General features: G+C 62.9%; 24 protein-coding genes. 11 read left to right on the top strand and 13 right to left on the bottom strand.

The genetic code is table 11. The features are described from left to right. Positions 1–22 precede the first annotated feature (22 nt). The gene (locus R1T40_RS18680) at positions 23–478 is read right to left on the bottom strand and encodes a MarR family winged helix-turn-helix transcriptional regulator (protein ID WP_317385211.1); all 456 of its coding nucleotides are present in this window, start codon (positions 476–478) and stop codon (positions 23–25) included. Positions 479–554: 76 nt separating this feature from the next. Here R1T40_RS18680 and hmgA point away from each other — a divergent pair, with 76 nt between their 5' ends. The 6 genes from hmgA to maiA all read left to right on the top strand — a co-directional run bounded on the left by hmgA (position 555) and on the right by maiA (position 6,879). Next, on the top strand, positions 555–1,910 hold the full coding sequence (gene hmgA / locus R1T40_RS18675) for a homogentisate 1,2-dioxygenase (RefSeq protein ID WP_317385210.1): 1,356 nt from the start codon (positions 555–557) through the stop codon (positions 1,908–1,910). A gap of 106 nt (positions 1,911–2,016) precedes the next feature. Then, on the top strand, positions 2,017–3,273 hold the full coding sequence (fahA, locus tag R1T40_RS18670) for a fumarylacetoacetase (RefSeq protein WP_317385209.1): 1,257 nt from the start codon (positions 2,017–2,019) through the stop codon (positions 3,271–3,273). Positions 3,274–3,355: 82 nt separating this feature from the next. Further along, positions 3,356–4,306 carry an MBL fold metallo-hydrolase gene (locus R1T40_RS18665; protein ID WP_106164210.1) on the top strand — a complete coding sequence of 317 codons (951 nt, stop codon included), beginning with the start codon at positions 3,356–3,358 and terminating at the stop codon, positions 4,304–4,306. 120 nt (positions 4,307–4,426) lie between these two features. Then, a complete protein-coding gene (locus tag R1T40_RS18660; protein WP_317385208.1) occupies positions 4,427–6,040 on the top strand; it encodes an FAD-dependent oxidoreductase in 1,614 nt (537 codons plus the stop codon). 4 nt (positions 6,041–6,044) lie between these two features. Further along, positions 6,045–6,251 (top strand): DUF2783 domain-containing protein, encoded by a 207-nt coding sequence (locus R1T40_RS18655; protein ID WP_317385207.1) that lies wholly within the window; start codon positions 6,045–6,047, stop codon positions 6,249–6,251. Next, the gene (maiA, locus tag R1T40_RS18650; protein WP_317385206.1) at positions 6,244–6,879 is read left to right on the top strand and encodes a maleylacetoacetate isomerase; all 636 of its coding nucleotides are present in this window, start codon (positions 6,244–6,246) and stop codon (positions 6,877–6,879) included. Before R1T40_RS18655 ends, maiA begins: the two co-directional genes overlap by 8 nt. A gap of 202 nt (positions 6,880–7,081) precedes the next feature. Here maiA and R1T40_RS18645 read toward each other — a convergent pair whose 3' ends face one another. Genes R1T40_RS18645 through R1T40_RS18615 form a run of 7 tightly spaced genes read right to left on the bottom strand, consistent with a single transcriptional unit; the run spans position 7,082 to position 13,512 of the window. Next, entirely contained in the window at positions 7,082–7,375 is a 294-nt protein-coding gene (locus R1T40_RS18645) for an amphi-Trp domain-containing protein (RefSeq protein WP_317385205.1), read from the bottom strand. Positions 7,376–7,412: 37 nt separating this feature from the next. Further along, on the bottom strand, positions 7,413–8,753 hold the full coding sequence (locus R1T40_RS18640) for a metallophosphoesterase (RefSeq protein ID WP_317385204.1): 1,341 nt from the start codon (positions 8,751–8,753) through the stop codon (positions 7,413–7,415). An 11-nt stretch (positions 8,754–8,764) separates the two neighbouring features. After that, positions 8,765–9,463, bottom strand: coding sequence for a histidine phosphatase family protein (locus tag R1T40_RS18635; RefSeq protein ID WP_317385203.1), 699 nt, complete (start codon positions 9,461–9,463; stop codon positions 8,765–8,767). Beyond that, on the bottom strand, positions 9,456–10,544 hold the full coding sequence (locus tag R1T40_RS18630; RefSeq protein WP_317385202.1) for an HprK-related kinase B: 1,089 nt from the start codon (positions 10,542–10,544) through the stop codon (positions 9,456–9,458). The genes R1T40_RS18635 and R1T40_RS18630 overlap by 8 nt, the downstream gene beginning before the upstream one ends. Continuing rightward, positions 10,541–11,428, bottom strand: a complete 888-nt coding sequence (locus R1T40_RS18625) for a GAK system ATP-grasp enzyme (protein WP_317385201.1) — start codon at positions 11,426–11,428, stop codon at positions 10,541–10,543. The genes R1T40_RS18630 and R1T40_RS18625 overlap by 4 nt, the downstream gene beginning before the upstream one ends. Beyond that, positions 11,421–13,055 (bottom strand): aminoglycoside phosphotransferase family protein, encoded by a 1,635-nt coding sequence (locus R1T40_RS18620; RefSeq protein ID WP_317385200.1) that lies wholly within the window; start codon positions 13,053–13,055, stop codon positions 11,421–11,423. Before R1T40_RS18620 ends, R1T40_RS18625 begins: the two co-directional genes overlap by 8 nt. Next, positions 13,042–13,512, bottom strand: a complete 471-nt coding sequence (locus tag R1T40_RS18615; protein ID WP_317385199.1) for an NUDIX domain-containing protein — start codon at positions 13,510–13,512, stop codon at positions 13,042–13,044. Before R1T40_RS18615 ends, R1T40_RS18620 begins: the two co-directional genes overlap by 14 nt. Between R1T40_RS18615 and R1T40_RS18610 the strand changes: the two genes are divergently transcribed. After that, the gene (locus R1T40_RS18610; RefSeq protein ID WP_317385198.1) at positions 13,498–14,763 is read left to right on the top strand and encodes a GAK system CofD-like protein; all 1,266 of its coding nucleotides are present in this window, start codon (positions 13,498–13,500) and stop codon (positions 14,761–14,763) included. The genes R1T40_RS18615 and R1T40_RS18610 overlap by 15 nt on opposite strands. Before the next feature lie 718 nt (positions 14,764–15,481). Here the strand turns inward: R1T40_RS18610 and R1T40_RS18605 are convergent. Continuing rightward, the gene (locus R1T40_RS18605) at positions 15,482–17,695 is read right to left on the bottom strand and encodes a transglycosylase domain-containing protein (RefSeq protein ID WP_317385197.1); all 2,214 of its coding nucleotides are present in this window, start codon (positions 17,693–17,695) and stop codon (positions 15,482–15,484) included. 289 nt (positions 17,696–17,984) lie between these two features. Here R1T40_RS18605 and R1T40_RS18600 point away from each other — a divergent pair, with 289 nt between their 5' ends. Further along, a complete protein-coding gene (locus R1T40_RS18600) occupies positions 17,985–18,323 on the top strand; it encodes a P-II family nitrogen regulator (protein WP_106164198.1) in 339 nt (112 codons plus the stop codon). A gap of 30 nt (positions 18,324–18,353) precedes the next feature. Next, entirely contained in the window at positions 18,354–19,679 is a 1,326-nt protein-coding gene (locus R1T40_RS18595) for an ammonium transporter (RefSeq protein ID WP_317385196.1), read from the top strand. Positions 19,680–20,126: 447 nt separating this feature from the next. Here R1T40_RS18595 and R1T40_RS18590 read toward each other — a convergent pair whose 3' ends face one another. From R1T40_RS18590 to R1T40_RS18575, 4 genes are all read right to left on the bottom strand, one after another. After that, a complete protein-coding gene (locus tag R1T40_RS18590) occupies positions 20,127–21,311 on the bottom strand; it encodes an amino acid aminotransferase (RefSeq protein WP_106164196.1) in 1,185 nt (394 codons plus the stop codon). A gap of 3 nt (positions 21,312–21,314) precedes the next feature. Further along, positions 21,315–22,166, bottom strand: a complete 852-nt coding sequence (gene sseA, locus R1T40_RS18585) for a 3-mercaptopyruvate sulfurtransferase (RefSeq protein WP_106164195.1) — start codon at positions 22,164–22,166, stop codon at positions 21,315–21,317. 136 nt (positions 22,167–22,302) lie between these two features. Continuing rightward, a complete protein-coding gene (locus R1T40_RS18580; RefSeq protein WP_106164194.1) occupies positions 22,303–22,803 on the bottom strand; it encodes a hypothetical protein in 501 nt (166 codons plus the stop codon). Between the two features lie 246 nt (positions 22,804–23,049). Continuing rightward, positions 23,050–23,814 (bottom strand): DUF1013 domain-containing protein, encoded by a 765-nt coding sequence (locus R1T40_RS18575; protein WP_106164193.1) that lies wholly within the window; start codon positions 23,812–23,814, stop codon positions 23,050–23,052. Positions 23,815–23,976: 162 nt separating this feature from the next. Between R1T40_RS18575 and R1T40_RS18570 the strand changes: the two genes are divergently transcribed. Both R1T40_RS18570 and R1T40_RS18565 read left to right on the top strand, forming a co-directional pair. Next, positions 23,977–24,621: a ribonuclease T2 gene (locus R1T40_RS18570; protein WP_317385195.1), complete on the top strand. Its 645-nt coding sequence runs from the start codon at positions 23,977–23,979 to the stop codon at positions 24,619–24,621. A 222-nt stretch (positions 24,622–24,843) separates the two neighbouring features. After that, the gene (locus R1T40_RS18565; RefSeq protein ID WP_317385194.1) at positions 24,844–25,710 is read left to right on the top strand and encodes a DUF2189 domain-containing protein; all 867 of its coding nucleotides are present in this window, start codon (positions 24,844–24,846) and stop codon (positions 25,708–25,710) included. The last annotated feature ends 12 nt before the right edge of the window (positions 25,711–25,722 follow it).

The raw sequence follows: 25,722 nt of genomic DNA, 5'->3' as shown, positions 1-25,722 counted from the left end.
CCTCATGCCTGACCGCACGCCCTCAATCTGGATCGACCGAGGCCTCCATGTTGGCCAACTGTCGCAACATACGGCGCAATAGCGCAACGTCGCCAGCGGAAAACTCCTGCGTGAGGCGCCGGTCATAGATCTTGGCCTGTTCGCGCAGATCCTCGTAGACGCTGCGTCCGGCAGGTGTCAGCTCCAGATGCTCCGAGCGACGGTCGGCTTCATCGCGATTGCGAATGACCCAGCGCCGCGCCGAAAGCTTCGCCACAGCGCGGCTGATCTTGGTTTTGTGGATCTTGGCGCGGGTGCTGATGTCGCGCGCCGTCATGCGATGATACATCCCAAGGTGAAACAGCACCCGCCATTCCGTCCGGAGCATCCCGTAGCGCCCCTTGTAAAGCGTCTGAAACGCCAGAGAGGAGTCCTCCGCCGCCCTGTTCAGCAGATAGGGCAAGAAATCCTGCACTACAAAATCATCATTTTCGTCCATTCGTGCACTCCGCATCCCTTGTTAGTTACAAAACCAACTATTACCGAGAAGGAAATGCAAGAGGAGGTTGGCCGCAATGACCCGTCACGCACTGCCGGACCAGATGATTCAGGCCCCGTCGAACCAGGGCACCACAGAGGGCTACATGCCCGGATTTGGCAATGATTTTGAAACAGAGGCCCTGCCCGGCGCGCTGCCGCAGGGGATGAACAGCCCGCAGAAATGCGAATACGGGCTTTATGGCGAGCAGCTCTCCGGCACCGCCTTCACCGCCGAGCGCCCGGAGCGCACCTGGTGCTACCGCATTCGTCCAAGCGTCAAGCATTCGCACCGCTACAGCAAGATCGACCTGCCCTACTGGAAAAGCGCGCCGCATATTCCCGAGGATGTGATCTCGCTTGGTCAATACCGCTGGGATCCGGTGCCGCATACGGACGAGGGGCTGACCTGGCTCACCGGCATGCGCAGCATGACCACGGCGGGGGATGTGAACACCCAGGTCGGCATGGCCACCCATGTCTATCTGGTCACCGAATCGATGCAGGACGCCTATTTCTTCTCCGCCGATTCCGAGCTGCTGGTGGTGCCACAAGAGGGCCGGCTGCGCTTTGCCACCGAACTGGGTATCATCGATGTGGAGCCCAAGGAGATCGCCATCATCCCGCGCGGTCTGGTCTATCGGGTCGAGGTGCTGGAGGGGCCGGCGCGCGGATTCGTCTGCGAAAACTACGGCCAAAAGTTCGACCTGCCGGGCCGTGGCCCGATCGGTGCCAACTGCATGGCCAACCCGCGCGACTTCAAGGCGCCGGTGGCGGCCTATGAGGACCGCGAGGTGCCCTCGACCCTAACTGTGAAATGGTGTGGCCAGTTCCATGAGACCCAGATCGACCAGAGCCCGCTGGATGTGGTGGCCTGGCACGGCAACTACGCGCCTTACAAATACGACCTGCGGACCTACTGCCCGGTCGGCGCCATCCTATTCGACCATCCGGACCCGTCGATCTTTACCGTGCTGACCGCGCCGTCGGGCCAGCCGGGCACCGCGAATATCGACTTTGTGCTGTTCCGCGAACGCTGGATGGTGGCCGAGAACACCTTCCGCCCGCCGTGGTATCACAAGAACATCATGTCGGAGCTGATGGGCAATATCTACGGCCAGTATGATGCCAAACCACAGGGGTTTGTGCCGGGTGGCGTGAGCCTCCACAACATGATGCTGCCGCATGGGCCGGACAAAGATGCATTTGAAGGCGCGTCGAATTCCAACCTCGGACCGGAGAAGTTGGAAAACACCATGTCCTTCATGTTCGAGACCCGCTTCCCGCAGCATCTGACGGAGTTTGCCGCCAAGGAAGCACCGTTGCAGGATGAATATATCGACTGCTGGACCTCGCTGGAGAAGAAATTCGACGGCACCCCGGGCAAGAAGTGACGGGGCGCTGCCCCCTCTGCGGCCCGACGGGCCGCATTCACCCCCGAGATATTTGTGAAAAGATGAAGCAGGGCCGACAGAGCCCTCACCGCCACAAGGAACGCGCATGCCTTTGAAAAAATCCTGGGTCACCTCGGCCAATTCCGCCGATCACCCCTTCCCGCTCAACAACTTGCCTTACGGCGTCTTTTCCACCGCAGGCACCGATCCGCGCTGCGGCGTGGCCATCGGCGACATGATCCTTGATTTGCAAGCGGCCGAGGCCGCAGGGCTGGTGGATCTGGGTGACGAACCGATGTTCGAGATGCCGTTCTGGAACGAGATCATGGAAGAAGGCCCGGCACTCTGGACCGCCCTGCGCAATCGCCTGATCGCTTTGCTGCAGGATGGTGCCGAAGAGCAGAAGACGGTGGAGCCCTGCCTTGTTCCCATGGCTGACGCAGAGTTGCACATGCCGGTGATCGTGTCGGAATACACCGATTTCTATGCTGGCCGTCACCACGCCACCAATGTGGGCACCATGTTCCGCGGCGCCGAGAATGCGTTGCCGCCGAACTGGCTGCATATCCCGATCGGCTACAACGGCCGTGCCTCGTCGGTCGTGGTCTCCGGCACCGATGTGCGCCGTCCCTGGGGGCAGCTGAAGGGGCCGAATGATGCAGCCCCTCGCTGGGCACCCTGTGCGCGCTTCGACATCGAACTGGAGATGGGCGCGCTTGTCGGCACCCCCTCCGAGGGTCCGATCACGGTACAGGAAGCCGATGACAACATCTTTGGCTATGTGTTGCTGAACGATTGGTCGGCCCGCGATATCCAGGCCTGGGAATACCAGCCGCTGGGCCCGTTCCAAGCCAAGGCGACCGCCACCTCCATCAGCCCCTGGATCGTCACCAAGGCGGCGCTCGAACCGTTCCGCTGCGACACGCCCTCCCGCGAGGTAGAGCTTCTGGACCATCTGAAAGACTGCGGCCCGATGCTGTATGACATCGACCTGGAGGTCACCCTGCGGCCCGAAGGCGGCGAGGGCGCCACCATCGCGCGCACCAACTACAAGGAAATGTACTATTCCGCCGCGCAGCAACTGGCGCATCACACCACCTCCGGCTGCCCGATGACCCCGGGCGACCTCCTCGGCTCCGGAACCATTTCAGGCCCTGAAAAGGACCAACGCGGCTCGCTCTTGGAGCTCAGCTGGGGCGGCAAGGAGCCGTTGACCCTGCCCACGGGCGAGAGCCGCAGCTTCATCGAGGATGGCGATACGCTGACCCTGAAGGGCGCGGCGAAGGGCGATGGCTATACCATCGGTTTCGGCGACTGCACCGGCACTGTAGTGCCCGCGCTCAGCGATCCTTACGCACGCTAGGATCTTCATCTTTTCTCAAATACCTCCGCCGGAGGCACCCCAACCTGACCTTCGGCGGAACAGACAAAAAGGACACGACCCTATGGCCAAAGCCTTCGCATCCCAGGGCGACATGAGCGAAAAGAACATCTCCTTCACCGAGGTGGGCGAAGGCCTTTATGCCTTCACCGCCGAAGGAGATCCAAATTCCGGCGTCATCATTGGCGACGACAGCGTCATGATCGTCGAGGCGCAGGCGACCCCGCGCCTTGCCAACAAGGTCATCGACTGCGTGCGCTCGGTCACAGACAAGCCGATCTCTCATGTGGTGCTGACCCACTATCACGCAGTGCGCGTACTGGGGGCCTCGGCCTTTGGCGCCGAGAACATCATCATGTCCGACACCGCCCGCGCCATGGTGGTCGAACGCGGACAGGAAGACTGGGACAGCGAATTCCAGCGCTTCCCGCGCCTGTTTGAGGGCCACGAGAGCATTCCAGGCCTCACCTGGCCCACGACCACTTTCTCCGACAGCATGACGGTTTACCTCGGCAATCGCCGCGTCGACATCAAACATCTGGGGCGCGCCCATACCGCCGGTGATGCGGTGATCCATGTGCCGGATCAAAACGTCATGTTCACCGGCGACATCGTCGAATACCACTCCGCCTGCTATTGCGGTGACGGGCATTTTGGCGATTGGGGCAACACGCTCGACAACATCAAATCCTATGATGTGGACGCCATCGCCCCCGGTCGCGGCGACGCTCTCGTGGGCAAGGAGATGGTCAACGCTGCCATCGAGAACACCCGCGACTTTGTCGACAGCACCTATCGCCCGGCGGCAAAGGTCGCGGCGCGTGGCGGGTCGCTGAAAGAGGCCTGGGACGCGGTACGCGAAGCCTGTGATCCGAAGTTCAAGGACTACGCGATCTACGAACATTGCCTGCCCTTCAACGTCGCCCGCGCCTATGACGAGGCCCGCGGCATCGACACACCCCGGATCTGGACCGCACAGCGCGATCTGGAGATGTGGGAAGCCCTGCAGGCCTGAATTCGGCTCTAAGCCAGCCTTTAGAGCCTATCTTAGATGCAATGGCGATTGTCCGTCCTTGCCACCGATCCCGCCACGCGGGGTCGGACCAGAAGCTGCTTGCCGGAGGGAGGAAACCGGATGAACAAGATTTTTGAGGTGCCGCTGTACCCCTATGCACGCCATGCGGATCAGGATGCGACCCCGCCCGCACGCCACAGGGTCGTCGTGGTCGGCGCAGGGCCGGTCGGCCTTGCTGCGGCCATCGACCTTGCGCAGTCCGGCGTGCCGGTTCTGGTCTTGGATGACAACGACAAGGTCAGCTCCGGCTCCCGCGCCATCTGCTTTGCCAAACGCACATTGGAGATCGCGGATCGGCTTGGCGTCGGGCACGCCATGGCCGACAAGGGCGTCGAATGGAACATGGGCAAAGTCTTCTTCGGGGATCGCAAGGTCTATGACTTCAACCTGCTGCCCGAGGACGGTCACCAGTTCCCCGCCTTCGTGAACCTGCAGCAATACTATATCGAGGACTACCTCGTGGACCGTGTGCGCAGCCTGCAGGCCGCCGGCGCGCCCATCGAGATCCGCGGCAAGAACAGGGTCGCGGGTGTGACGGATCACGGCAGCCACGCCAGGCTCACCGTCGACACCCCGGATGGAGGCTACACACTTGAGGCCGAATGGCTGATCGCTTGCGACGGCGCCGGCTCTCCGATCCGCGCACAAATGGGGCTCGATTTTGTCGGCCGGGTGTTTGAGGACAATTTCCTGATCGCCGATGTCACAATGGAGGCTGATTTTCCGACCGAACGCTGGTTCTGGTTCGACCCGCCCTTCAACAAGGGGCAATCGGCACTTCTGCACAAACAGCCCGATGGGGTCTGGCGCATCGACCTGCAGCTCGGCTGGGACATCGACAAGGCGGAGGAGAAGAAGCCCGAGAATGTCATCCCCCGGCTCAAAGCGATGCTGGGCGACGACGTGCAGTTCGAGTTGGAGTGGGTCTCCATCTACACATTCCAATGCCGCCGCATGGAAAGGTTCCGTCACGGTCGGGTGATCTTTGCCGGGGACAGCGCCCATCAGGTCTCACCCTTTGGGGCACGCGGGGCGAACTCCGGCTTGCAGGACACCGACAATCTGATGTGGAAATTGAAACTGGTGCTGGAGGGCCTGGCGGACGACAGCCTGCTGGACAGTTACGACACGGAACGGATTGCGGCGGCAGAGGAAAACATCCTGAACTCCTCGCGCTCAACTGATTTCATCACGCCAAAATCGGAGATGTCGCGCATCTTCCGCGACGCGGTGCTGGACCTGTCGGAGCATCACGGGTTCGCGCGCCCGCTGGTGAATTCCGGACGCCTGTCGCTGCCCTCGATCTATGATGGCTCGCCGCTCAACTCCGGCGATCACCTGCCTGGCGGCCCAGCCCGCACACGCCCCGGCGCGCCCTGCCCGGATGCCCCGATCAAGGACTGCTTCCTGCTGCCGCAGCTTGGCAACACCTTCACCCTGCTGGCGATCAACGCAGAGGCGCCAGAGACGCTGGAAGAGGCGGGCGTGACGATCTCCAGACTCTCGATCTCAACCGATGATGCAACAACCACCGCGCTGCGTGATCGCTATCTGGGCACGGAAGCCTCTGCGGTCTACCTGATCCGGCCCGACCAACACGTGGCAACCCGCATGCCCGCGTTTGACGATGCCAAGATCCGCGCCGCCATGCGCCGCACCATCGGCAAGGAGTAACCCGATGCCCGAGACACTGACGCTGACCGCAAACCTTGCGACCCCGGATGACACTTACGCAATGCTGCTGTCTGCGCATGAGGGGCTGAGCAAGGCCCATAGCGACGCCCTCAATGCGCGCCTGATCCTGATCCTGGCCAACCACATAGGGGAGGCGGAAATCCTGAAACAGGCTCTAAGACAGGCCAAAGCGGGTCTGATCGATGGCTGACACCGTACTCTGGGACTATTGGCGCTCCTCCGCGAGCTACCGGTTGCGCATCGCGCTCAACCTCGCAGGCATCTCCTATGAGAGCCGCTCCGTCGACCTGGTAGCGGGTGACCATCGCACGGCAGATCATCTGGCGCGCAACCCGCAGGGGCTGGTGCCGGTGCTCGATATCGACGGGCAGCGGTTCACGCAGTCGCTGGCCTGCCTCACCTATCTGGACGCCACGCGGGGGCTTGGGTTGATGCCGCAGGATCCCGTCGCCCGCGCCCATGTGGAGGCCCTGGCGCAGAGCATTGCAGTGGATCTGCATCCGGTCTGCAACCTCTCGGTCGCCCGCTTCGGCGTCTCGCAAAGTGGCGGCGCCCTCGACATGGCGGGCTGGATGCACCAGTTCATCGGCCCCGGGCTGCAGGCCTTCGCGGCGCTGCTGGAACGATGGGAGGATGCGCCTTTCTGTACCGGTGCGACACCAGGCCTTGCCGATATCTGCCTGATGCCGCAGCTCTACAATGCGCGCCGCTGGGAGGTGGATCTCACGCCCTTCCCGCGCCTGTTGCGCATTGAGCAGAGCTGCGCCGCGCATCCGGCCTTTGACGCCGCGCACCCAGATCGGCACAGGCCGGGCTGACATTTAACTGCACATCACGTTTGAGGAGTTTCGCTTCGGGCTTTGCCCGAAGCGATCGGCGCCGCGCGCCCCTGCGGGGCGCGCGGCGCCGGGCCCAACTGTTTCGACAAGCCGACAGGCGCTGAGAAACAGGCGGGAGCCTCCCACTTGTCCTGTTCGAAGCCTTTAAGCAGGTATTCTCGAAGAGCAGGCTTAATCGCCCCTAGCCGCGCGCTTTGACCTTTGGCGCAGCTTTCTGCTGCAGATCATCGTCACGCTCGGTCCAGCTGACGCGAAAATCGACCTTGCATTGGCCGTCGTTGCGCTCGGCCCGGATGCGCAGGGTCAGCAACCCTTCGGGGTTCAGCACGATCTCGCCCTCGTCATCGCTCAGGCTCAGCTCGCCCTTGGCCAGCCCTTTGCCGATGGCATCCACCAACCCCTTGATCGTCTTGCGATCCTGCAGGGAGTCGTGACGAAATCGCGCGTCGTCGCCTGTCTTGTCGTCCTTGGCCATCACTGCCCGTCCTGATCTCAGCTGCGTGAGTGCGGCTCTAACGCGGAAGGAATTGCCGCTCCGGCGCGAAATGCTTGGCGCGCGGGTAATCTGTGCTCAAACCGATGACATCCCCGCTGGGAAAGATCAAGGTGGCCCCGGCGCCGATGCCGGAGAGCCCTTCCAACCGACGCGACGCCCGGTCCAGCGTCACATCCCCTTCAAGGTGCAACAGCCCCTGTTTGGCCAACAACCGCTGGCCGCTTTGATTGTTCACATGCCCCTGCACCACCATATGGATGCCAAGCCCATGCAGCACGGCGACGCCCTGCTGTGTCAGCGCCGCATCAGAGGCGCGATATTTTGTCCGCACCAGATTGGCCAATGGTCCGAAATAGAAGGCAAAGGGGTGCGCGCCCTGCTCCGCCCTGTAGCGGGCGTTGATGCCAGCAGCGCCTGCCTCGGACAGCAACTCGCACATGCTGTCGTCGATCCCGGCGTGCACAAACAGCAGCGAGCCCAGCTGGCAGACCACATCCATCGACTCGTAGAACCAGGCGTAGTCGCCCCCGGACGTGAAAAACACCTCGCGGCATTTGAGCGCTGCGGCCAGCACCATCCGCGAGGTCAGCCCCGCGCGGGCAAGCTCCGCATCAAATTGTGCGGCCTTCTTTGCCAGCTTCTCCACTTCGGACGCGACGGCGGCTGCATTCAGGTGACGCGCGGCGGCAACCGAGAACCGTTCGGCCCAGTCGCGACCGGGGTGCAGACGCGCGCGGCAGCTGGCCTCATCCGGCAGGTCGGCCAGATCCGCATCGCACACGTAGCGGTCATGAACCTCGCGCAGCAGCGGGATGATCTTGCGCCCCATGCGCACCAGAAGATGTTCGGTCAGCGCCGTGGGGGTCTCGTGCAGGGCGGCGACAGCCAGCCGCAGGCGCAGGTCGTGGTTGCCCGCCAGAATGCGCAGATCCGGCCCCTTGGCCATTAGCGTGCCCAGCGCATCCAGCATGTCCAGATCGCTCGGCCCCTTGTCGAGACAATCACCGCCGATCAGGATGGTGGCACTCTGGCCAAATTCGGTCAGGCTGAACCCGCCCGGCTCCGCTCGTCCACGCCGGATCAGACCGGCGGCCACAAGCGAGCGCAAGAACCCCTCGGCATCGGCATGGGTGTCGGAAAGAAACACCACCGGCTTGGCAGGCCAGCGCCAGCCGCCATGGGCCTCAGCGCGTTCCAGACAGGCCTGCAGGTGATTGGCGCTTTCGGGACGGGCACAGCCGGAATGCGCCGCGGTCACGCACCAGCGTTCCAGCTCCTGCGGCAGGTCGGACAATTCGCCAACGGGGTCATGAATGGGCGGCAAAAGCGGGGAACGGGCGGTGTGGCAGCTCTGCAAGGCGTCTGTCCCTAGTCCAGATGGGTCTCCTGTCTCTGCCGCTGCTTCCAGGCACCGCCAAAGTGCGACCATCTACCATCCCCCATGTAACAGAGCAGTAACGGCTGCGCGTGATGCATCGAGAGTTGCGGAATATCGCCCAAGGTCAGCAGACCGAGGTGATGTGCAGCATAGCGAAAGGACGCCCCGTGCCCAACACAGAGCGTCAGGCTCTCCGCCGCGGCGGCCTCGGCCACATCGGTCAGATGGCTGGCCACACGCGCGCCCGCCTCCAGCAGCGACTCGGCGGCCTGAAATGGCAAACGGTAGTGGCTGTCGGACTTCCATCCCTCCGGGGGGGTATCATAGCGGGGGTCCAGCTGCAGCAGGGTCTCGATCTCTGTAGTCGTCAGATTGGCCACCGCACCGACGCTGCGCTCTGCCAGACGGGAGGTCTCGGCGATGTCTGACACGGCGTGCCCCGCCTGGCGCAAGACGCCAGCAATCCCCTCCGCCGTCTGCCACGCGCGGAGCTGATGCGAGGCATGGATCACCGGCGAAAGGGTCCAGTTCTCCCGTATCAGAGCCGCGTTCAGCGCTTCGCCGCAGGCCTTCGCCTGCGCCAACCCGTCTTCGGTCAGGGGAAAGGGCTGCAACGCGGAGGGCGCGCCGGGTTTCTGGTGATAGGCCCCGTGGCGGATCAATGCGATGTAGCGTGCGCCGTCAGGCATCAAACAGCTCGCGCCCAAGATAGGCGATGGCATCGAAATCCAGCCGTCCCGTCACCTCCTGCACCCGCACATTGCGCAATGCCGCAAGATAGCCCTCCGGATCGGGGGCCGCCGTGTCACGCAGGAAGCTGCCATCGGGGAACTGATAGAACGGGCCTGCACTCTTCATGATCGCGGCCAGCAAGTCCGGGCGCGCCGCTAGATCGACCTCCTCGATCATGGTCACCTGTTCCTCGTCGCGCTGCCAGTTCAACACCCAGAAATCCGTCAGCGGCGCGGCATATTCGATCCGCCCCGCGCCATATATGTCGGAAATGAACAGGTCGTATTTTTCCTCCAGCTGCCACAGGTCATCCGCTGGCATGGCCCGAAGCTCCGCCTTGCGCTGCGCGCTGAGCATGTCGTGCAGACGATCATTGCCAAGAATGGTGCCCGGGTTGATGCGCGGATGTTTCGGAATGCCGAGCCCCTGCGCCCCCAGGCCGTCGGCCTGCACCAACAGCCGGTCATTGGTCATGAACGACATGCCGGGGATATCCATCATGCGCAGGATCGAGGTGGATTTGCCGCCGCCCGACAATCCCGCAATGGCCAATGTGCGCCCGCCCTTGCTGACGGCGGCGGCGTGGCAGATCTCCCAACCGGCACGCTGACGGTTGTTCAGCACCTGCGTATTGACGAAATTCACCACCTGATTGGCGTTTTCCGTCACCGGGCCAAAGGCCACCAGAAGGTCAGTGGACTGCAGGAAGGTCACGCCGGTGCGGCGCTTGTGGATCAGCCGCCCGTCGGTCAGATCGTGGATCGCATCCTTGCGCCCGGTCTTGCCCGGCTCGCGCGCCCAATCCTGCCAGGCCGGGGCGGGATCAAGGGCCTGCCCTTCGACCACATGCACGGTGATGTCCGGGTCTGCGACCACATCCGTGGCTTCCTTGAAGTAGTCGGCCAACACGTCGCGCAGCGGGCCTTCGCAGAGAATGCAGACCGAGACCGGCCCGACGCGCAACCCCAGCGGCTCTGCGGCCTGCGCGCCGCTGAGCTCCAGTTGCGCCGCGATATCGGAGACCGTTGTCAGGCTCATGCAGATACTCCCGCCACCACGTGATCGGCCACCCGCGCCGCCGCATCAATGCCGCAGCCTTCCTTTACGCCGCGATAGCCGCCAAAAGCGGAGACTTCGAAGACGATCGGGCCGCTGTCGGTCAGGGCCACATCCACGGTGGTGAAGGTCAGGCCAAAGGGTGCCTGCGCCCGTCGACCAAGGTCGATCAGCGCGGCATCAGGCTCAAACGCCTCATATTTGCCGCCCGACAGAATTGTGGTGTTCCAGCTGGTCTCGTCCTGTTTCACCCGCGCATAGGTGCAGACATAGTCGCCGCCCAGAAAAACCATGCCAAGATCCTGGCCCGACAGCTCTCGCTTGGCCTGAACATACATCACCGGGTTGTCCGCCTTGAAGGCAGCGATCTGCCCTGCCGCATCCGCATCGCTGGCGGAAATCAGGCACATGCCGCGCGCCTTGGTGGAGAACAGCGGCTTGAACACCGCACTGCCATAGGCCTGAACCGCCTGCAGCGCAGCCGTTTCATCTTCGGTGATGGTGGTCGGCGGCATCGGGATCGCGGCATTGGCCAGCGTCACCGTGCAGGCCAACCGGTCCATCAGCCGCAGGATCGCCTCGGGACGGCTGTAGATTTTCACGCCCTTGGCCTCGGCCACGCGCAGCATCTCCAGCCGATCCAGCGCGTGGTAGCTGTAGACCTCCGAGATCTTCTTGATCACCAGCCCGTCAAGCTGGCACAGATCCTGCCCGCGATAGACCAGCGCGCCGGTGCCGAGATCCAGCGAAACTTCGGCCATGTCGATCACCAGGCGAAACCCGGTCCGCGCCTCCAGGGCGTCGGCGATGGCCTCCGTCGACCATTTTCCCGGGATGCCAATCACCCCGATTTTCAGTTCAGTCACCAAACAGCTCCTTGATCGGCAATTTCAGTCGGGCTTCGCGCCCGTCGGGCACGGCGAGGGCCAGATCCAGCAGGTAGCGGGCGCGCAGGAACATGCGCCGGGCGTGCTCCTTGTCGAACACAAACCGGGTAGACGAGGCAAAGCTGCGCGCAAGCCCCAGCGCCAACCGGTATTCAAACGTGGTGTCCTTGCGCGCCCGGGCGAATCTGGCCGCCATCCGATGCAGCCCCAGCGCAGTGTCGCCGATGCGGGCCCGCACCGGGCCGTCCTGCACCTGCAGACGGTAGTTCGACACCATGAAGACAGAGACATCCTGCACATAGTCCATGTAGCGCGAGCGATGCAGATCAATAAACCGGATCTTTCGCTCTGCGGGATCATAGATCACATTGTCGAGGTTGAAATCCCCGTGGATATAGACCGAGAAAGGTGCCGCGACCTGCGTTTCGCGCTTCTCCGCCGCCTTCAGCAATTCCGCAAAGGCGGGCTGTTTTACACCCTGAATGCGGGCCGCGCCGGTGTCAAACTCCGGGTGGACACGGTAGACGTCCTTCATCCGGGCCGAGAGCTGCTTCATCGCCTGCATCTCTGCCGGATCATCGGACTGGGTCCGGGTCCAGATATCGGTGAGTGTCTTGTGCAGCGCGCTCTGCGCCGCCGCCAGAGTTGCGTCGCCTTCGTTCAACAGAGCATGTTCAAACGTGTAGCCCGACAGATGCTCGATCAACAGCGCCGCCGACTGGCCGCGTTTTTCATAGGACAGGATGCGCGGCGCAAGACCGGGATAGATCGCGTGCCAGCTTTTGACCCCGGCGCGCTCTTCCTTGACCTTGCTTTTTTCGCCGTCCTTGAACACCGCGTCGATCAGATCGCCCGCCTTGTCGCGGGTGCTGACCGAGGAGATGGCGCTGCCGGACCGGGTTTCGGCCAGCGGCTTCAACGTCAGGTCGTCATCAGCCACCTTGCTGCCGGACAACACGCTGCGCAGGGTGAAATAGCGTTCGAACTGCACATTCTGCCCGATCGAGATCGACAGCAGCGCTTCCGAGATGCCCTGCAGGCTTTCGCCCATGCGGCGCACCTCGTTAAGCACCAAGAGCGCATTGGCCAGATCCTCGGTATGGCGGGTGTCGCGCATGTCGCGAGTATAAGTGCGAAACATCCGGTCGTAGAAGTCATCGACCTCGGCCTTGTTCTGACCGATGGCAATGGCGCTCTTGCCGTCTGTGGCCTCCAGCGCCGGCAGCACCTCGTGCAACGCACAGGCCACCTGTCTCAGCACCTTGCGATAGGCCTCGGGGCGCAGGAGCTTCACGCGCTGCACGTCCTCGGCATGCAACAGCGCCATACGGGACAGGCGCGACAGCTGGTCAAGGTTGCGGGCAATGGTGTCGACATTCTGCAGCAGCAAGCGCCTGGACTGCGAAGTCTTACCACGGGTCGTGGCGCTGCGACAGGCGGCTTGCACCCGCGACCAAAGGTTATGGGCATAGCCCGCCCGCAGCACCACCTTCTGCGCGCCATCGGCCGAAGGCTCCTTGAAGTAAGCCAGCAGGTTGGACATCTGACCGTCCAGCTCCGCCAGCAGAAACGCCAGGTTTTCCTGTGCTGCCTCAGGCAGTTTCATCTTGCACGACCCCTTGGTACGTCTCTGCGGTCTTGTCCGTTAGCAGCGCACCATAGGGCGGGTCAAACAGCGCGGCTTCGACAACTGGGTCGGCCCACCGCACCGCGATCTGCTTTGAATCCGGATGCTGACCCATCTGGGGGACATATGTGTCATCCACATGACAGACGAACAGATGTTCCACCTGATGGCGCAGCCCCTCGGGGCGTTTCCTGTAGGTTTCCAGCACTTGCAGCAGCGGCCCCACCTGCACCTCGGCGCCGACTTCTTCCAGCGCCTCGCGCCGGGTCGCCTCGGCGAGGGTCTCGCCAGGCTCCATCCGGCCACCGGGCAGGCCGAGGTAGATGCGCCCGTCGGCGGCCTGTTTCACCTGCACCAGAACGCGCCCCTCACGCCAGATCACTGCCCTTGCGGCGATGCGGATGACCTCTAGGAACTCTGGTTGGCGAGTGGGCATGGCAAGCCTGTGGTGTTTTGGCAAAAGGAATGGCATGGTCGCCGCGAGCTGCACGAACGGGTGACCATGTCCGATATCTCGATTCTACGCCACGCCTCGGTTCCCGACAACCTGCGCATCGCGCGCTCTCTTGCCGCCCCCAACCTAGGGCCGCGTCTGCTGTTCTTTTCCGGCGGCAGTGCGCTCAACGAAATTTCCCGCAAGCTCAAGCTCTACACGCATAATTCGGCGCATCTGATCACGCCGTTCGACAGTGGTGGCTCCTCTCAGGTGCTGCGCGAGGCCTTTGGCATGCCCGCCGTCGGCGATCTGCGCAGTCGGCTGATGGCGCTGGCGGATGAAACGGAACTGGGCCAGCCCGACATCTACCGGTTGTTTTCGCACCGGTTGCCCAAGGACGTCAGCGACAAGGAGTTGGCCCGCGAGGTGGCCAGCCTGTTCGATGGCGCGCACCCGCTGCTGAAGGCCCTGTCGAAACCGATGCGGCAGCTGATCGTTGGCTATCTGCGCCATTTTGAGGACGCCGCGCCCAAAGGGCTGGATTACCGCAATGCCAGCATCGGCAACCTGATCCTGGCGGGGGGCTACCTCGACAATGACCGGGTGTTGGAGCCGGTGCTGTTCCTTATGTCGAAGATGGTCGATGTGCGCGGCATCGTACGCCCGATTGCCGATGTGAACCTGCAGATCGGCGCCGAGCTTGAGGACGGGCGGCGCGTCATCGGTCAGCGCCAGATGACCGGTAAGGAAAGCGCGCCACTGGGCACCCGGATCACGCGCCTGTTTCTCTCCGATGGGTCTAGCGAACTGCCCGCCGAAACGGCGCGCCTGCCCAAGCGGAACCAGAAGCTGATCGCCGCCAGTGACCTGATCTGCTACCCGCCCGGCAGTCTCTATTCCAGCGTGATCTCAAACCTGCTGCCGGCTGGTGTCGGTCGCGCCATTGCAGCGCGCAACGTGCCCAAGGTTTACATCCCCAGCCTCGGCGATGACCCGGAGTGTCACGGCATGCGCCTGACGGATCAGATCTCCGCGCTGCTGACTGCCATGCGCCGGGACGTCGGGGACGATATCCCCACTGCAGCCCTGCTCAGCCATGTCATCTGCGATGCAAAGACTCCTGCCAAAGAATGCGACCGCGTCGTCGCAGATCACGATGTCGCATGCCACAGACTGCCACTGTCGCGCGGGGACCGCCCCGACCGCTATGACCCGGAAGCGGTTTGCAGCCTGCTGATCTCACTCGCGTGAACCCGCCCCTCCTTCGGGCTATCGACAAATCGTCCTAAACTGAACCGAAGCTCCGCAATTTCGACACAGGACCATCGCGCGGTCTGACAAGCCGCAGGATATCTCCCTCCACAACAGAGTGATGCTTCAGGAGGTTCAGATTGATGGCATACCCAATGGCAATGTCCACCGGCGCAAAGACCAAGGCCCCTTCGCGCGCAAGCTCGGCCGGAAAATTCGCAAGCGTATGCGTCGCGGTCACGGCGCTGATCGTGGCGACCTCGTCTGTGCATGCGTCAGACAGACCGATGTCTCACGCCATCACCTCAGCCCCGGCGCAGCCTTTGCTACAGCGATTGCGTGACCTCAGTGCCCCAAACGGCAATGCCATGCGCGCGACGCAGGCTGCAGGCTTGCCTGTCTCTCATCCGATACAGACTTCCGCATCGACGGCGGGGTGATGGGGCGGTCGCATCTGCCTCACATGCCGCCTCAAGTGTCACCACATCCCCCGGACGGCGGCCCTTGGGCAGACGAGCCCTGACCTGGCGCGGGATGTTGCGCGCGCCCCCTATTCTCGTGGGATCACACAGTCAGAGCCAACACAGCAGAGGCAACGCAGCAGGGCCAACGCAGCAGGGCCAACGCAGCAGGGCCATCCGCCGGATGCCCCGCGGATGGCCCTGTATCGCTTTCGTTGCCCGCAGGGCTGCATTGACTGAGTCCCTGCGCAGGGCGCTTAGTTGCCGAAGATATCCCGCAGCACGCCATTCAACGTGCGTTCGATCTCACGTCCCAGACCGCCGCCATTGTTGCGACGCTGTTGCTGGGGCTGCGGCTCGGGCACGGCGATAGGCTCCGGCGCTTTCATCGGCAGCGGCTGCGGTTCAAGCCCCTCATGCACGCGGACCATGGTCTCGCGCCAGATATCCGCCGGAAGCCCCCCACCGGTCACGCCGGTCAGGGGCGTATTATCGTCATAGCCCATCCAGACCCCGGCCACGTAATCCGCCGTGAAACCGACAAACCAGGCATCCTTTGCCGCCGAGGTGGTGCCGGATTTACCAGCCGCCTGCCAGCCCGGTATCTGCGCCCTGCGCCCGGTGCCTTCTGCGATGACCTTCTCCATCATCCAGATCAACTCCTGCGCGGCGGCGGGGCGTATCACCCGTTCGCCCATGCCGCCAGAGGCACCCATCAGCGGTTCGGAATCGCCCACCAACGTCAGCGCATCCACGCCGTAGGGTGTCACGGAAGAGCCGCCGTTCAGGATCCCCGCGTAAGCGCCAGTCATCTCCAGCAGCGTGCTCTCGGACGCACCAAGCGCCAGAGACGGGCCATCGGCCAGGTCGCTCTCGATGCCGAACTCGCCCGCCACATGACGTACATTGTCCCGGCCAACGGCTTCGGACACTTTTACCGCCGGGACGTTCAGGGAATCACGCAAGGCCCGGGTCAAAGTGATCTCACCATAATGCTTGCGGGTGTAGTTCTGCGGGCACCACGGACCGGAGCCGGGGATATCAAGGCAATACTCCGCATCCAGCACCCGGTCATAGGGCGAATATCCAAGCTCCAAAGCCGCCGCATAGACAAACGGCTTGAAGGCGGACCCGGTCTGCCGCTTGGCCTGTGTCACCCGGTTGAACACGCCCGATGCCCGCACCTTACGCCCGCCGACCATGGCGCGCACGGCGCCATCGGCGCTCATTACCACCACGGCAGCCTGCGCCTTGGACCCTTCGCGAACCTTGTTCTCAAACACATAGTTCACGGCATCTTCCGCCGCCTGCTGCAGACGCTGGTCGAGCGTGGTGCGGATCACCACATCCTCGGTGGTCTGATCGCCAAGGAATCCTGGCACCGTGTCCATGATCCAATCGGCGAAATAGCCCCCGGCGCGTGCCGCGGCGGCCTCACTCAATTCCGCCGGATTGGCCGCGGCCCGCTGACGCTCCTGTTCGGTCAGATACCCCTGTTCTTCCATCAACCGCAGGACCGTCGCAGCGCGATTGCGCGAGCGTTCGATATTGCTGGTGGGCGCCAGCGTCGAAGGGGCCGTCAGAAGTCCTGCCAGCATCGCCGCTTCAGGCGGGTTGACCTGATTGGCCGACTTGCCAAAGAACCGCTGCGCTGCGGCTTCGGCACCATAGGCACCGCCACCCATATAGGCACGGTTCATATAGATGGAGAGGATCTCGTTCTTGGAGTATTTCGCCTCCATCGCCATCGAGAAGATCGCTTCCTTGGCCTTGCGCCACAGCGACGACTGACGACAGTCGGACTCATAGGCCGCTTCGCTCTCCCACATGGTCGGATCAAATTGCACGCCCAGACACATCAGCTTGGCGGTCTGCTGGGTAATGGTAGAGCCCCCGTGCCCAGACAGCGGCCCACGTCCCTCGCTCAGATTGATGCGCACCGCGCCGGCGATACCGCGCGGCGAGACGCCAAAGTGGCGATAGAAGCGTTTGTCCTCGGTGGCGACAATGGCGTTCTTCAAATGCGGCGACACCGTATCCGCGGTCACCACACCGCCAAACTGATCCCCGCGCCAGGCAAAGGTCTTGCCCGCGCGATCCAGCAATGTGACTGAGCCCTGGTTCCGACCATCCAGCAGCGCCTGATACTCCGGCAGCTTGGAATAATGATAGGCCACCGCCCCGGCAAGAAAGAGCCCGACCAGAACTCCGATGCGCCAGCTCACGGCCCAGACGGCCCGGAGCACGATTTGGAACGGCATCAACAACCACCCCAACACGCCGCGCTTGCGCGGGGCACGTGCCTTGCGACGCCCAAACAGGCTCCAGCCCTTCTTGGCGCGTGTCGCGGGTTTGCGACGCGGCGCCTTGGCCGGTTTGCGTTTGGGTCCGCCCGCTTGACGCTTCTCCGCGACCAGCGGACCACGTCCTCGCCCAGATGTACCGCGCCCGGAATTGCGCCCCTGCGTCATGCTGAAAATCCTGTTCTGACTGCTCGTATTTTGGGTCTCGTGGGGCTTACGCCCAGCCTCTTTGGCACAGAATAGCGGCTCCTTCTCAGAATGTAGAGAGGCGGTTTTTCGCCAAATGCCATCCAAATTACGCCCAATAAACGAGCAAAGCCCCTTTTTTAAGCGAAATTATTCAGCCGACGCCCGGAAAGCAGGCGCATCAGCCCCCCTAAAACGTTCCCCCGACTCGAGCGGGGCGATCTTCTGCAACTGCAAACAGCGGGCGCAGGGCCCGGGAAAGGGTGTCGAGATGAAATTGATCATTGCTGCCATCAAACCCTTCAAACTGGAGGAGGTCCGCGAGGCGCTGACCACCCTCGGTGTCTCAGGTTTGATGGTAACCGAAATCAAGGGCTTTGGCGCGCAGGCGGGTCACACGGAGATCTACCGCGGCGCTGAGTACGAAGTGAACTTCGTACCGAAAGTGAAGCTGGAAATCGTAGTGCCGTCTGATCTGGCGGATCAGGTGGTTGAGACCATCACCCAGACCGCCCGCACCGGCAAGATCGGCGATGGCAAGATTTTCGTGCTGGACGTGGCCCAGGCCGTGCGCGTGCGCACCGGCGAAACCAATCAGGAAGCGCTCTAACGCGCCCTTCGCAAAGGAAAGCCAAAGACAATGAAGAAACTGACAGTGACACTTGCCGCCACCACGGCGCTGGCGGCCCTGCCGGGTCTGGCCTTCGCCCAGGAGACAGCGGCCGAGACACCGGACATCACCCCCTACATCTTTACGACACTCCTGTTCCTGATCGGCGGGTTCCTGGTGTTCTGGATGGCCGCCGGCTTTGCCATGCTCGAAGCAGGCCTGGTGCGCTCCAAAAACGTGACCATGCAGCTGACCAAGAACGTGGCCTTGTTCTCTATCGCCGCGATCATGTACTGGCTGATCGGCTTCAATCTGATGTACCCGGGCGACGGCTGGCTGATTACCGGCGTCATGGGCCCGCTGTTCGCGGTCACCTCGCTGGAGCCGGTTGGCCTCGGAGCGGATGCGGCAGCGCTTGATTATGCCTCCGCAGGCTCGGATTTCTTCTTCCAGCTGATGTTCTGCGCCACCACCGCATCCATCGTGTCGGGCACATTGGCGGAGCGCATCAAGCTCTGGCCCTTCCTGATCTTTGTCGCGATCCTGACCGGCGTGATCTATCCGATCGAGGCGTCCTGGCAGTGGGGCGGCGGCTTCCTGTCCGAGATGGGATTCTCTGACTTTGCCGGCTCCACCCTGGTGCACGCCGCCGGTGGCTTTGCGGCCCTTGCCGGGGCGCTGATCCTCGGCCCGCGTATTGGCAAGTACAAAGAGGGCCGCGTCATCCCGATGCCCGGCTCCAACCTTGCACTGGCGACCCTGGGTACATTCATCCTGTGGCTCGGTTGGTTCGGCTTCAACGGTGGCTCGCAGCTGGCAGCAGGCACCGTGGGCGACGTGACCGATGTGTCTCGCATCTTTGCCAACACCAACATGGCCGCTGCCGCCGGTGCCGTCACAGCGCTGATCCTGACCCAGCTTCTGTTCAAGAAGCCCGACCTCACCATGGTGCTGAACGGCGCGCTGGCCGGTCTGGTGTCGATCACCGCAGGCCCGCTTGACCCGACCCTGTTCGGCGCGCTCTGGATTGGTGCTGTCGGTGGCGTGATCGTGGTCTTCACCGTGCCGATGCTCGACAAGATGAAGATCGACGACGTGGTCGGCGCAATCCCGGTGCACCTGCTGGCGGGTCTCTGGGGCACCTTTGCGGTTCCCTTCTACACCGCAGATACGTCCTTTGTGACCCAGATCATCGGCTTTGCCATCATCGGCGCTTTCACCTTCATCGTGTCCGGCATCGTCTGGCTGATCCTGAAGGCCACCATGGGCATCCGCGTCACCGAAGAGGATGAAATCAACGGCCTCGACATGGCGGAACTGGGCATGGAAGCCTACCCGGAGTTCAAGGCCGGCTAACCCACGCCCCCTGCTCTTCTAGAACACTGAAACGCGGCTCTTTCGGGGGCCGCGTTTTGCATCTGAACGGGGTGAGGCTCCCGCCCCCTGCGCAGGCCCTGTCTGACGACAGCCCCCTTCAGGCGTTGGGCCGCGCACCGCTCACGCGGTGCACCCCAGGTGCAGCCGCGGGTCAAGGGCGGCCCCGCCGCCGCGCGGCACGCGCGGTTTACCCTTGAGGCGCGGATGGGCCGCCCCACACTCGACAAGGCGCGTTCAGGGCAGATCTGCCCCTGAACCGCTTCTCAGCAGATCCTTTTCTTTCCTTTGCGCCGCGCAGCGGCGCCCGGCCCAACGGGCGCGCCTGCATTTTCAATGCAGGCGGGACGGGCGGGAGGTCCCCCGTCGCAAAAAGAAAACGCGCCCCAATCGGGACGCGCTCTCCATACACAGTCGTAAGGGTCAGGTTCAGACGCCTGCGTCAATGATTGCCTTGGCCAGCACCGGAACCGATTGCGCGTTCAAACCAGCGATGTTCAACCGGCTGTCGCCCACCATGTAAATGCCCGCATCCACGCGCATCTTTTCCACCAGCTCGGGCGTGGTGCCCAACAGCGAGAACATGCCACGGTGCTCGGCGATAAAGCCAAACCGGTCGGATCCGGACAGGCGCTGCAGCTCATCCGCCAATTGCTGACGCAGGGCCAGCATGCCCAGACGGGTTTCCTCCAGCTCCTGTTTCCAGTCCGCGCGCAGCTCTGGATCATTCAGGATCGTGGTCACCACACGAGCGCCGTGATCGGGCGGGAAGGAGTAGTTCTGGCGGTTCAGATAGGCCAGTGTCTTCTGGTTCAGACCTTCCGCATCCCCCTGCTGGCTGATCGCCATCAACAGGCCCGTGCGTTCACGATAGATGCCGAAGTTCTTCGAACAGCTCGCCGCAATCAGGCACTCCGGCACAGAGGACGCCACCAGACGCACGCCTGCAGCGTCTTCTTCCAGACCATCGCCAAAGCCCTGATAGGCGATGTCGACCATTGGGATCAGGCCCCGTTCGTTGAGCAATTCGACCACAGCCTGCCACTGCGTGCTGTTCAGATTGGCGCCCGTCGGGTTGTGGCAGCAACCGTGCAGCAGCACCACATCGCCTTCCTTGGCCCCCTTCAGGTCTTCCAACATGCCATCAAAGTTCACCGCGCCAGTGCTGGCATCAAAATAGCGGTAAACCACGGCCTCGATGCCAACGTATTTCAGGATCGACACGTGGTTCGGCCAAGTCGGATCAGACACGAAAACTCGCGCACCGGGGTTGGCCATCTTGATCAGCTCAAACGCCTGACGTACGGCGCCGGTCCCGCCTGGGGTGGCAGCGGCGGCAATCTTGTCGCGCTCCACTGCGTTGCCGAGGATCAGATCGATCATCGCATCTGCATAGGCAGGATCCCCGGCCAGACCCGTGTAGGCCTTGGTGGCCTGCTCGTCGATGATCCGTTGTTCGGCGACTTTGACCGCGCGCATCACCGGGGTCACGCCCTCGGCGTTCTTGTAGACCCCCACACCCAGATCGACCTTCTGTTCCCGCGGGTCATCACGGTACATCTGCATCAGCGCCAGAATTTTGTCGGCAGGCTGGGGTTTCAGGTTCTCGAACATGTCTTAGTTGTCTCCGGTTGCAACGGGAAGGGTCGGAAAGGCGCCCCATTCGGACCAGGATCCGTCATAGAGCGCGTGGTCGTGCTTGCCCATGCGCTCCATGGCGAGGCTCAGCACGGCAGCAGTGACCCCCGATCCGCAAGAGGTGATGGCAGGTTTGCCAAGGTCGACACCGGCGCCCTCAAAGATCGCGCGCAGCGCGTCCGGGGCCTTCATGGTGCCATTGTCGTTCAAAAGCGTGGTGAAGGGCACGTTCTTCGAGCCGGGAATATGACCCGCTCGCATGCCCGGACGGGGCTCTGGTGCGTCGCCGCGGAACCGGTCGGCTGCGCGGGCGTCGATGATCTCGTGATCGCCCAGCTTAGCGGCAGAGGACACCTGTGTGACGTCACGCACCAGCTGGTTCTGCACCCGCACCGTCATGTGGCGGTCGCGGATCACCGGCGGCAGGTCTTCCAACGGACGCTCTTCGGCCTTCCATTTCGGCAGACCGCCATCCAGCACCGCAACATTCAGCTGCCCCATAAGGCGGAACAGCCACCAAACGCGCGCCGCCGAAAACAGGCCCGCGCCGTCATAAATCACCACCTGGTGCCCATCGCCGACACCCAAGGCGCGCAGGCGCGACATGAATTTCTCCACGGGCGGAGCCATGTGCGGCAGGTCCGACCGATGGTCGGAAATGTCATCTATGTCGAAGAAGCGTGCGCCAGGAATATGTCCGGCCTCATACTCGGCCTTGGCATCACGTTCCATCTGCGGCAGGTACCAGGATGCATCCAGAATCCGAAGATCGGGATCCTTCAGATGCGCGGCCAGCCAGTCGGTGGAAACCAGGGTTTTTGGATCGTCCATTCTCAACGCCTCCCGGGACTTGCGTTGGCGAAATGCCTACTACCCGCGCCCCGGTCGTGCAAGGCTGCTGAGGCCGCTTTCATGCCCGCCCGCCGCAAATCCACCAATGTCATGCGCTATCAGCGAGCAGACGTCTCTATTGCACCACACGCAGACTTGGCGTTCCGCGCAAACGATGCCGCGCGCCGGAGGGGAACCGATCGGCAAAGGACAGCCCGGCGCGGATCAGCTCCGGGTCCATCTGCCCTCGCGTCAGCGCATCAACCGCATCGCGTGCCTTGCCGGTCTCATCGCGGCGCATATGATGCAGCATCGCAATGAACTGCGCCTCATCCGCAGTCAGCAAATCCCGCGTGTCGAGGTCCAGCGGATCGTTAAAGGCAAAATCCCCCTGCCGCAGCGCCAGCACCTCGCGCACCACGGGCCAGAGCGCATGCGCCACCGCCAGCCCATGTGTCTCGCCCCAGTTTTCCGCCGCGATGACAAAGCCGCGATGCCACGCCTGGCTGCCGGGTGCATTTGCGGCGGTCACGAAGTGGCGCATCACCGACACCAGCCGCACCTCAAAGCTGTCAAAACCAAATGTCACCAAAGGCGCTTGCGCCAGCTCGGGGGTGATCGAAACCTGCAGTGTCATAGCTGTGCCCTCTGTCTGCCTGCCCCGCCCGCAATGCGTATCTGGCACGGGCAGAGTGTTCACATCAAAACCGGGCAGATCCGTCGCTGCATGGCGCCGGGGAGGCTGGGTGCCTTTTCCTACTTATTCAGTCAGGAATTGGCAAGAGCCAAAAAAACGCCGCAGGCCCGGAGGCTCTGCGGCGCTTCACATCAAGTTTTGACTGGCCCGGCCCCACTTGGGGCGAGGCCTGACGCATGCGGTCTTTTAGTAGCGCGGATCGTCGCTATCGTCGTCCTCGTCATCCTCATCCCCACCGGAGGGCAGGTTGAAGAAGCTGTCCGCATCCGGGATCGGCTCTTCCTTCTTCTCCTCGGACGAGCCGAGGGTAAAGGTCTCCAGACCTTCGATCGCGGTGGGCATCTTCGGCTCTGCGTCCATCTCCAGCGACTGCTCGGTAGACACCAGCTTGCGACGCTCGTCATCGCTCATCACGCCACCTTCGGCCGCGCGTTTCTGGGCGGCCTTCTGCACGGCGGCATCCAGCTCGGACTGCTTGCACAGGCCCAGCGCGACCGGATCGATCGGCTCCATGTTGGAGATGTTCCAGTGCGTGCGCTCACGAATCGACTGGATCGTCGGCTTGGTGGTGCCCACCAGCTTTGCAATCTGCGCATCGGCCAGTTCCGGGTGGAACTTCACCAGCCACAGGATCGAGTTCGGGCGGTCTTGGCGCTTGGACAGCGGCGTATAGCGCGGTCCGCGGCGCTTTTCCTCGCCTGCGGCGGCGGCGTTGAACTTCAGCTTCAGCTTGTGCAGCGGATTGTTCTCGGCGGTCGCGATCTCGTCCTGCGTCAGCTGGCTGTTGGCAACCGGGTCAAACCCCTTCACACCAGAGGCCACATCGCCATCCGCGATGCCCTGAATTTCCAGCTCATGCATGCCAACAAAATCGGCGATCTGCTTGAAGCTGATCGTGGTATTGTCCACCAGCCACACGGCGGTCGCCTTGGCCATCAACGGTTTTGCCATGTGCTCTACTCCTTTAAACACGTCTGTCCCCAAACCGGACATCTCGCGGATAAACCTCTCCCGTCGCCTTAAATCGGCTTCCCCGGATCTTCGGGGCGGGTTTCCGTTGTCGGGGAACTTCAGGTCTATATAGTCGCCTTGAAACCATAAGGAAAGAGGCGAATGCGCGGGCATTTCTTCACTATTTTGGCAGCTTTTGCCCTGTTGACCACGCCTGCGCAGGCCGATGGCGAGCGAGCGGGCGTCTTTGACTACTATGTCATGGCACTCAGCTGGTCGCCCAACTGGTGTGCAACCGAGGGCGATGCAAAGGGCTCCAAGCAATGCGATTCACGGCATGATTACGGCTGGACCCTGCACGGGCTCTGGCCCCAGTTTCACCAGGGCTGGCCCAGCTACTGCCGCACCACCGAAACGCCGCCGACCCGTCGCCAGACCAGCAAGATGGGCGATATCATGGGCACCTCCGGCCTCGCCTGGCATCAGTGGAAAAAGCACGGCACCTGTACCGGCCTGTCGGCCCGCAGCTACTACGACCTCTCGCGCACCGCCTATCAAAGCATCACCCGGCCAGAGATTTTCCGCCGTCTGGACAAGCCGGTAAAACTCCCGGCCTCCGTTGTGGAAGAGGCTTTCCTGAAAGCCAACCCGCAGCTCTCTCGCGACAGCCTGACCATCACCTGCCGTGACGGCTTCATTCAGGAGGCGCGTGTCTGCCTGTCCCGCGACCTGACCCCGGTGCCCTGTGGTCGCGATACCATCCGCGATTGCGCACTCAAGGATGCGGTCTTCGAGCCGGTGCGCTAGGCCTCCCGTTCACCCGCGCTCCCGCAACTGTGACAGACAAACACGTCCGGGCGTGTTACGCTGATCGCACGACATGCCGCGCGAAGGCCCAATCGTGGGGACCCCCACCGGGACCGACCGAGACCCGATGCGCCATGTCCGCAAGCTCTTGGCCACCGGTCCCGGCTTTGACCCTGCTGTTCCGCGCGGCACGCCCCGGCGAGCCACAGGAGGAGCCAAGCCATGTCAGAAGTCGCCCCAAAGACCATCGGAAACCCGGCAAGCTGGGTGTTTCAGTCGCTGCGATCCGCCAGCCACGGCACAGCCGATGCCATTGACGAGATACGCAGCGAGGACAGCGCAACACCACAGGTCCGCACACTTGACCTCAGCGACATTTCCGCAGCCCTGCGCGATGGCTGGCAGGATTTCAAGGCGGCGCGGTCGGATGCGATGTTCCTTGTCTTTATCTACCCGCTGATTGGCATCGCCATGATCATGAGCGGGTTTCACCTTGCGGTGCTGCCACTACTGCTGCCCATGGTGATGGGCTTTGCGATCGTCGGCCCTGCCGCCGCCATCGGCCTTTATGAAATGTCCCGCCGCCGCGAAGCGGGCGAGAGCGCGAGCTGGATGTCGGCCTTTGCCGTCCTGCGCTCTCCAGCCTTTGCATCCATCCTGATGCTGGCCTTCTACCTCGCGGCGCTCTTCGTCATCTGGATCATGGTGGCACAGGCCATCTTTGCCGCCACGCTGGGCCCCGACGCCCCATCATCTCTCAGTAGCTTTGCGACCGACGTGTTCACCACCGGGCCGGGCTGGACGATGATGATCATCGGCACCACAACCGGTGCGATCCTGGCCTATGCAGCGCTTGCGATCAGCATCGTGTCTTTTCCGCTGCTGCTGGATCGTCACGTTGGCCTGCCGGTCGCCGTGGCCACCTCTCTGGAAGTGATGCGCAAGAACCGCTTTGTCTGCCTGTGCTGGGGGCTGCTGGTCGGGGCGGCGCTGCTCATCGGCTCTGTGCCGCTGTTCGCCGGGCTGATCTTTGTGGTGCCCTTGCTCGGCCACGCCACTTGGCATTTCTATCGCCGCGCGGTGACATAAACCCGCAAGACA

Origin of the sequence: Tritonibacter scottomollicae, from assembly GCF_032924845.1 — a bacterium.
GTDB classification, from domain to species: Bacteria; Pseudomonadota; Alphaproteobacteria; order Rhodobacterales; family Rhodobacteraceae; genus Epibacterium; species Epibacterium scottomollicae.
Note: the sequence above shows the minus strand (reverse complement) of the source record. Positions and strands in the feature narration are given on the sequence as shown.

Coding starts and splice junctions, on each gene's coding strand:
- R1T40_RS18590 (WP_106164196.1), bottom strand. CDS start 21,311: ATGTTCGAGAACCTGAAACCCCAGCCTGCCGACAAAATTCTGGCGCTG.
- maiA (WP_317385206.1), top strand. CDS start 6,244: ATGGCTGACACCGTACTCTGGGACTATTGGCGCTCCTCCGCGAGCTAC.
- R1T40_RS18615 (WP_317385199.1), bottom strand. CDS start 13,512: ATGCCCACTCGCCAACCAGAGTTCCTAGAGGTCATCCGCATCGCCGCA.
- sseA (WP_106164195.1), bottom strand. CDS start 22,166: ATGGACGATCCAAAAACCCTGGTTTCCACCGACTGGCTGGCCGCGCAT.
- R1T40_RS18605 (WP_317385197.1), bottom strand. CDS start 17,695: ATGACGCAGGGGCGCAATTCCGGGCGCGGTACATCTGGGCGAGGACGT.
- R1T40_RS18665 (WP_106164210.1), top strand. CDS start 3,356: ATGGCCAAAGCCTTCGCATCCCAGGGCGACATGAGCGAAAAGAACATC.
- R1T40_RS18595 (WP_317385196.1), top strand. CDS start 18,354: ATGAAGAAACTGACAGTGACACTTGCCGCCACCACGGCGCTGGCGGCC.
- hmgA (WP_317385210.1), top strand. CDS start 555: ATGACCCGTCACGCACTGCCGGACCAGATGATTCAGGCCCCGTCGAAC.
- R1T40_RS18580 (WP_106164194.1), bottom strand. CDS start 22,803: ATGACACTGCAGGTTTCGATCACCCCCGAGCTGGCGCAAGCGCCTTTG.
- R1T40_RS18660 (WP_317385208.1), top strand. CDS start 4,427: ATGAACAAGATTTTTGAGGTGCCGCTGTACCCCTATGCACGCCATGCG.
- R1T40_RS18620 (WP_317385200.1), bottom strand. CDS start 13,055: ATGAAACTGCCTGAGGCAGCACAGGAAAACCTGGCGTTTCTGCTGGCG.
- R1T40_RS18680 (WP_317385211.1), bottom strand. CDS start 478: ATGGACGAAAATGATGATTTTGTAGTGCAGGATTTCTTGCCCTATCTG.
- R1T40_RS18635 (WP_317385203.1), bottom strand. CDS start 9,463: ATGCCTGACGGCGCACGCTACATCGCATTGATCCGCCACGGGGCCTAT.
- R1T40_RS18655 (WP_317385207.1), top strand. CDS start 6,045: ATGCCCGAGACACTGACGCTGACCGCAAACCTTGCGACCCCGGATGAC.
- R1T40_RS18570 (WP_317385195.1), top strand. CDS start 23,977: ATGCGCGGGCATTTCTTCACTATTTTGGCAGCTTTTGCCCTGTTGACC.
- fahA (WP_317385209.1), top strand. CDS start 2,017: ATGCCTTTGAAAAAATCCTGGGTCACCTCGGCCAATTCCGCCGATCAC.
- R1T40_RS18600 (WP_106164198.1), top strand. CDS start 17,985: ATGAAATTGATCATTGCTGCCATCAAACCCTTCAAACTGGAGGAGGTC.
- R1T40_RS18575 (WP_106164193.1), bottom strand. CDS start 23,814: ATGGCAAAACCGTTGATGGCCAAGGCGACCGCCGTGTGGCTGGTGGAC.
- R1T40_RS18565 (WP_317385194.1), top strand. CDS start 24,844: ATGTCAGAAGTCGCCCCAAAGACCATCGGAAACCCGGCAAGCTGGGTG.
- R1T40_RS18645 (WP_317385205.1), bottom strand. CDS start 7,375: ATGGCCAAGGACGACAAGACAGGCGACGACGCGCGATTTCGTCACGAC.
- R1T40_RS18630 (WP_317385202.1), bottom strand. CDS start 10,544: ATGAGCCTGACAACGGTCTCCGATATCGCGGCGCAACTGGAGCTCAGC.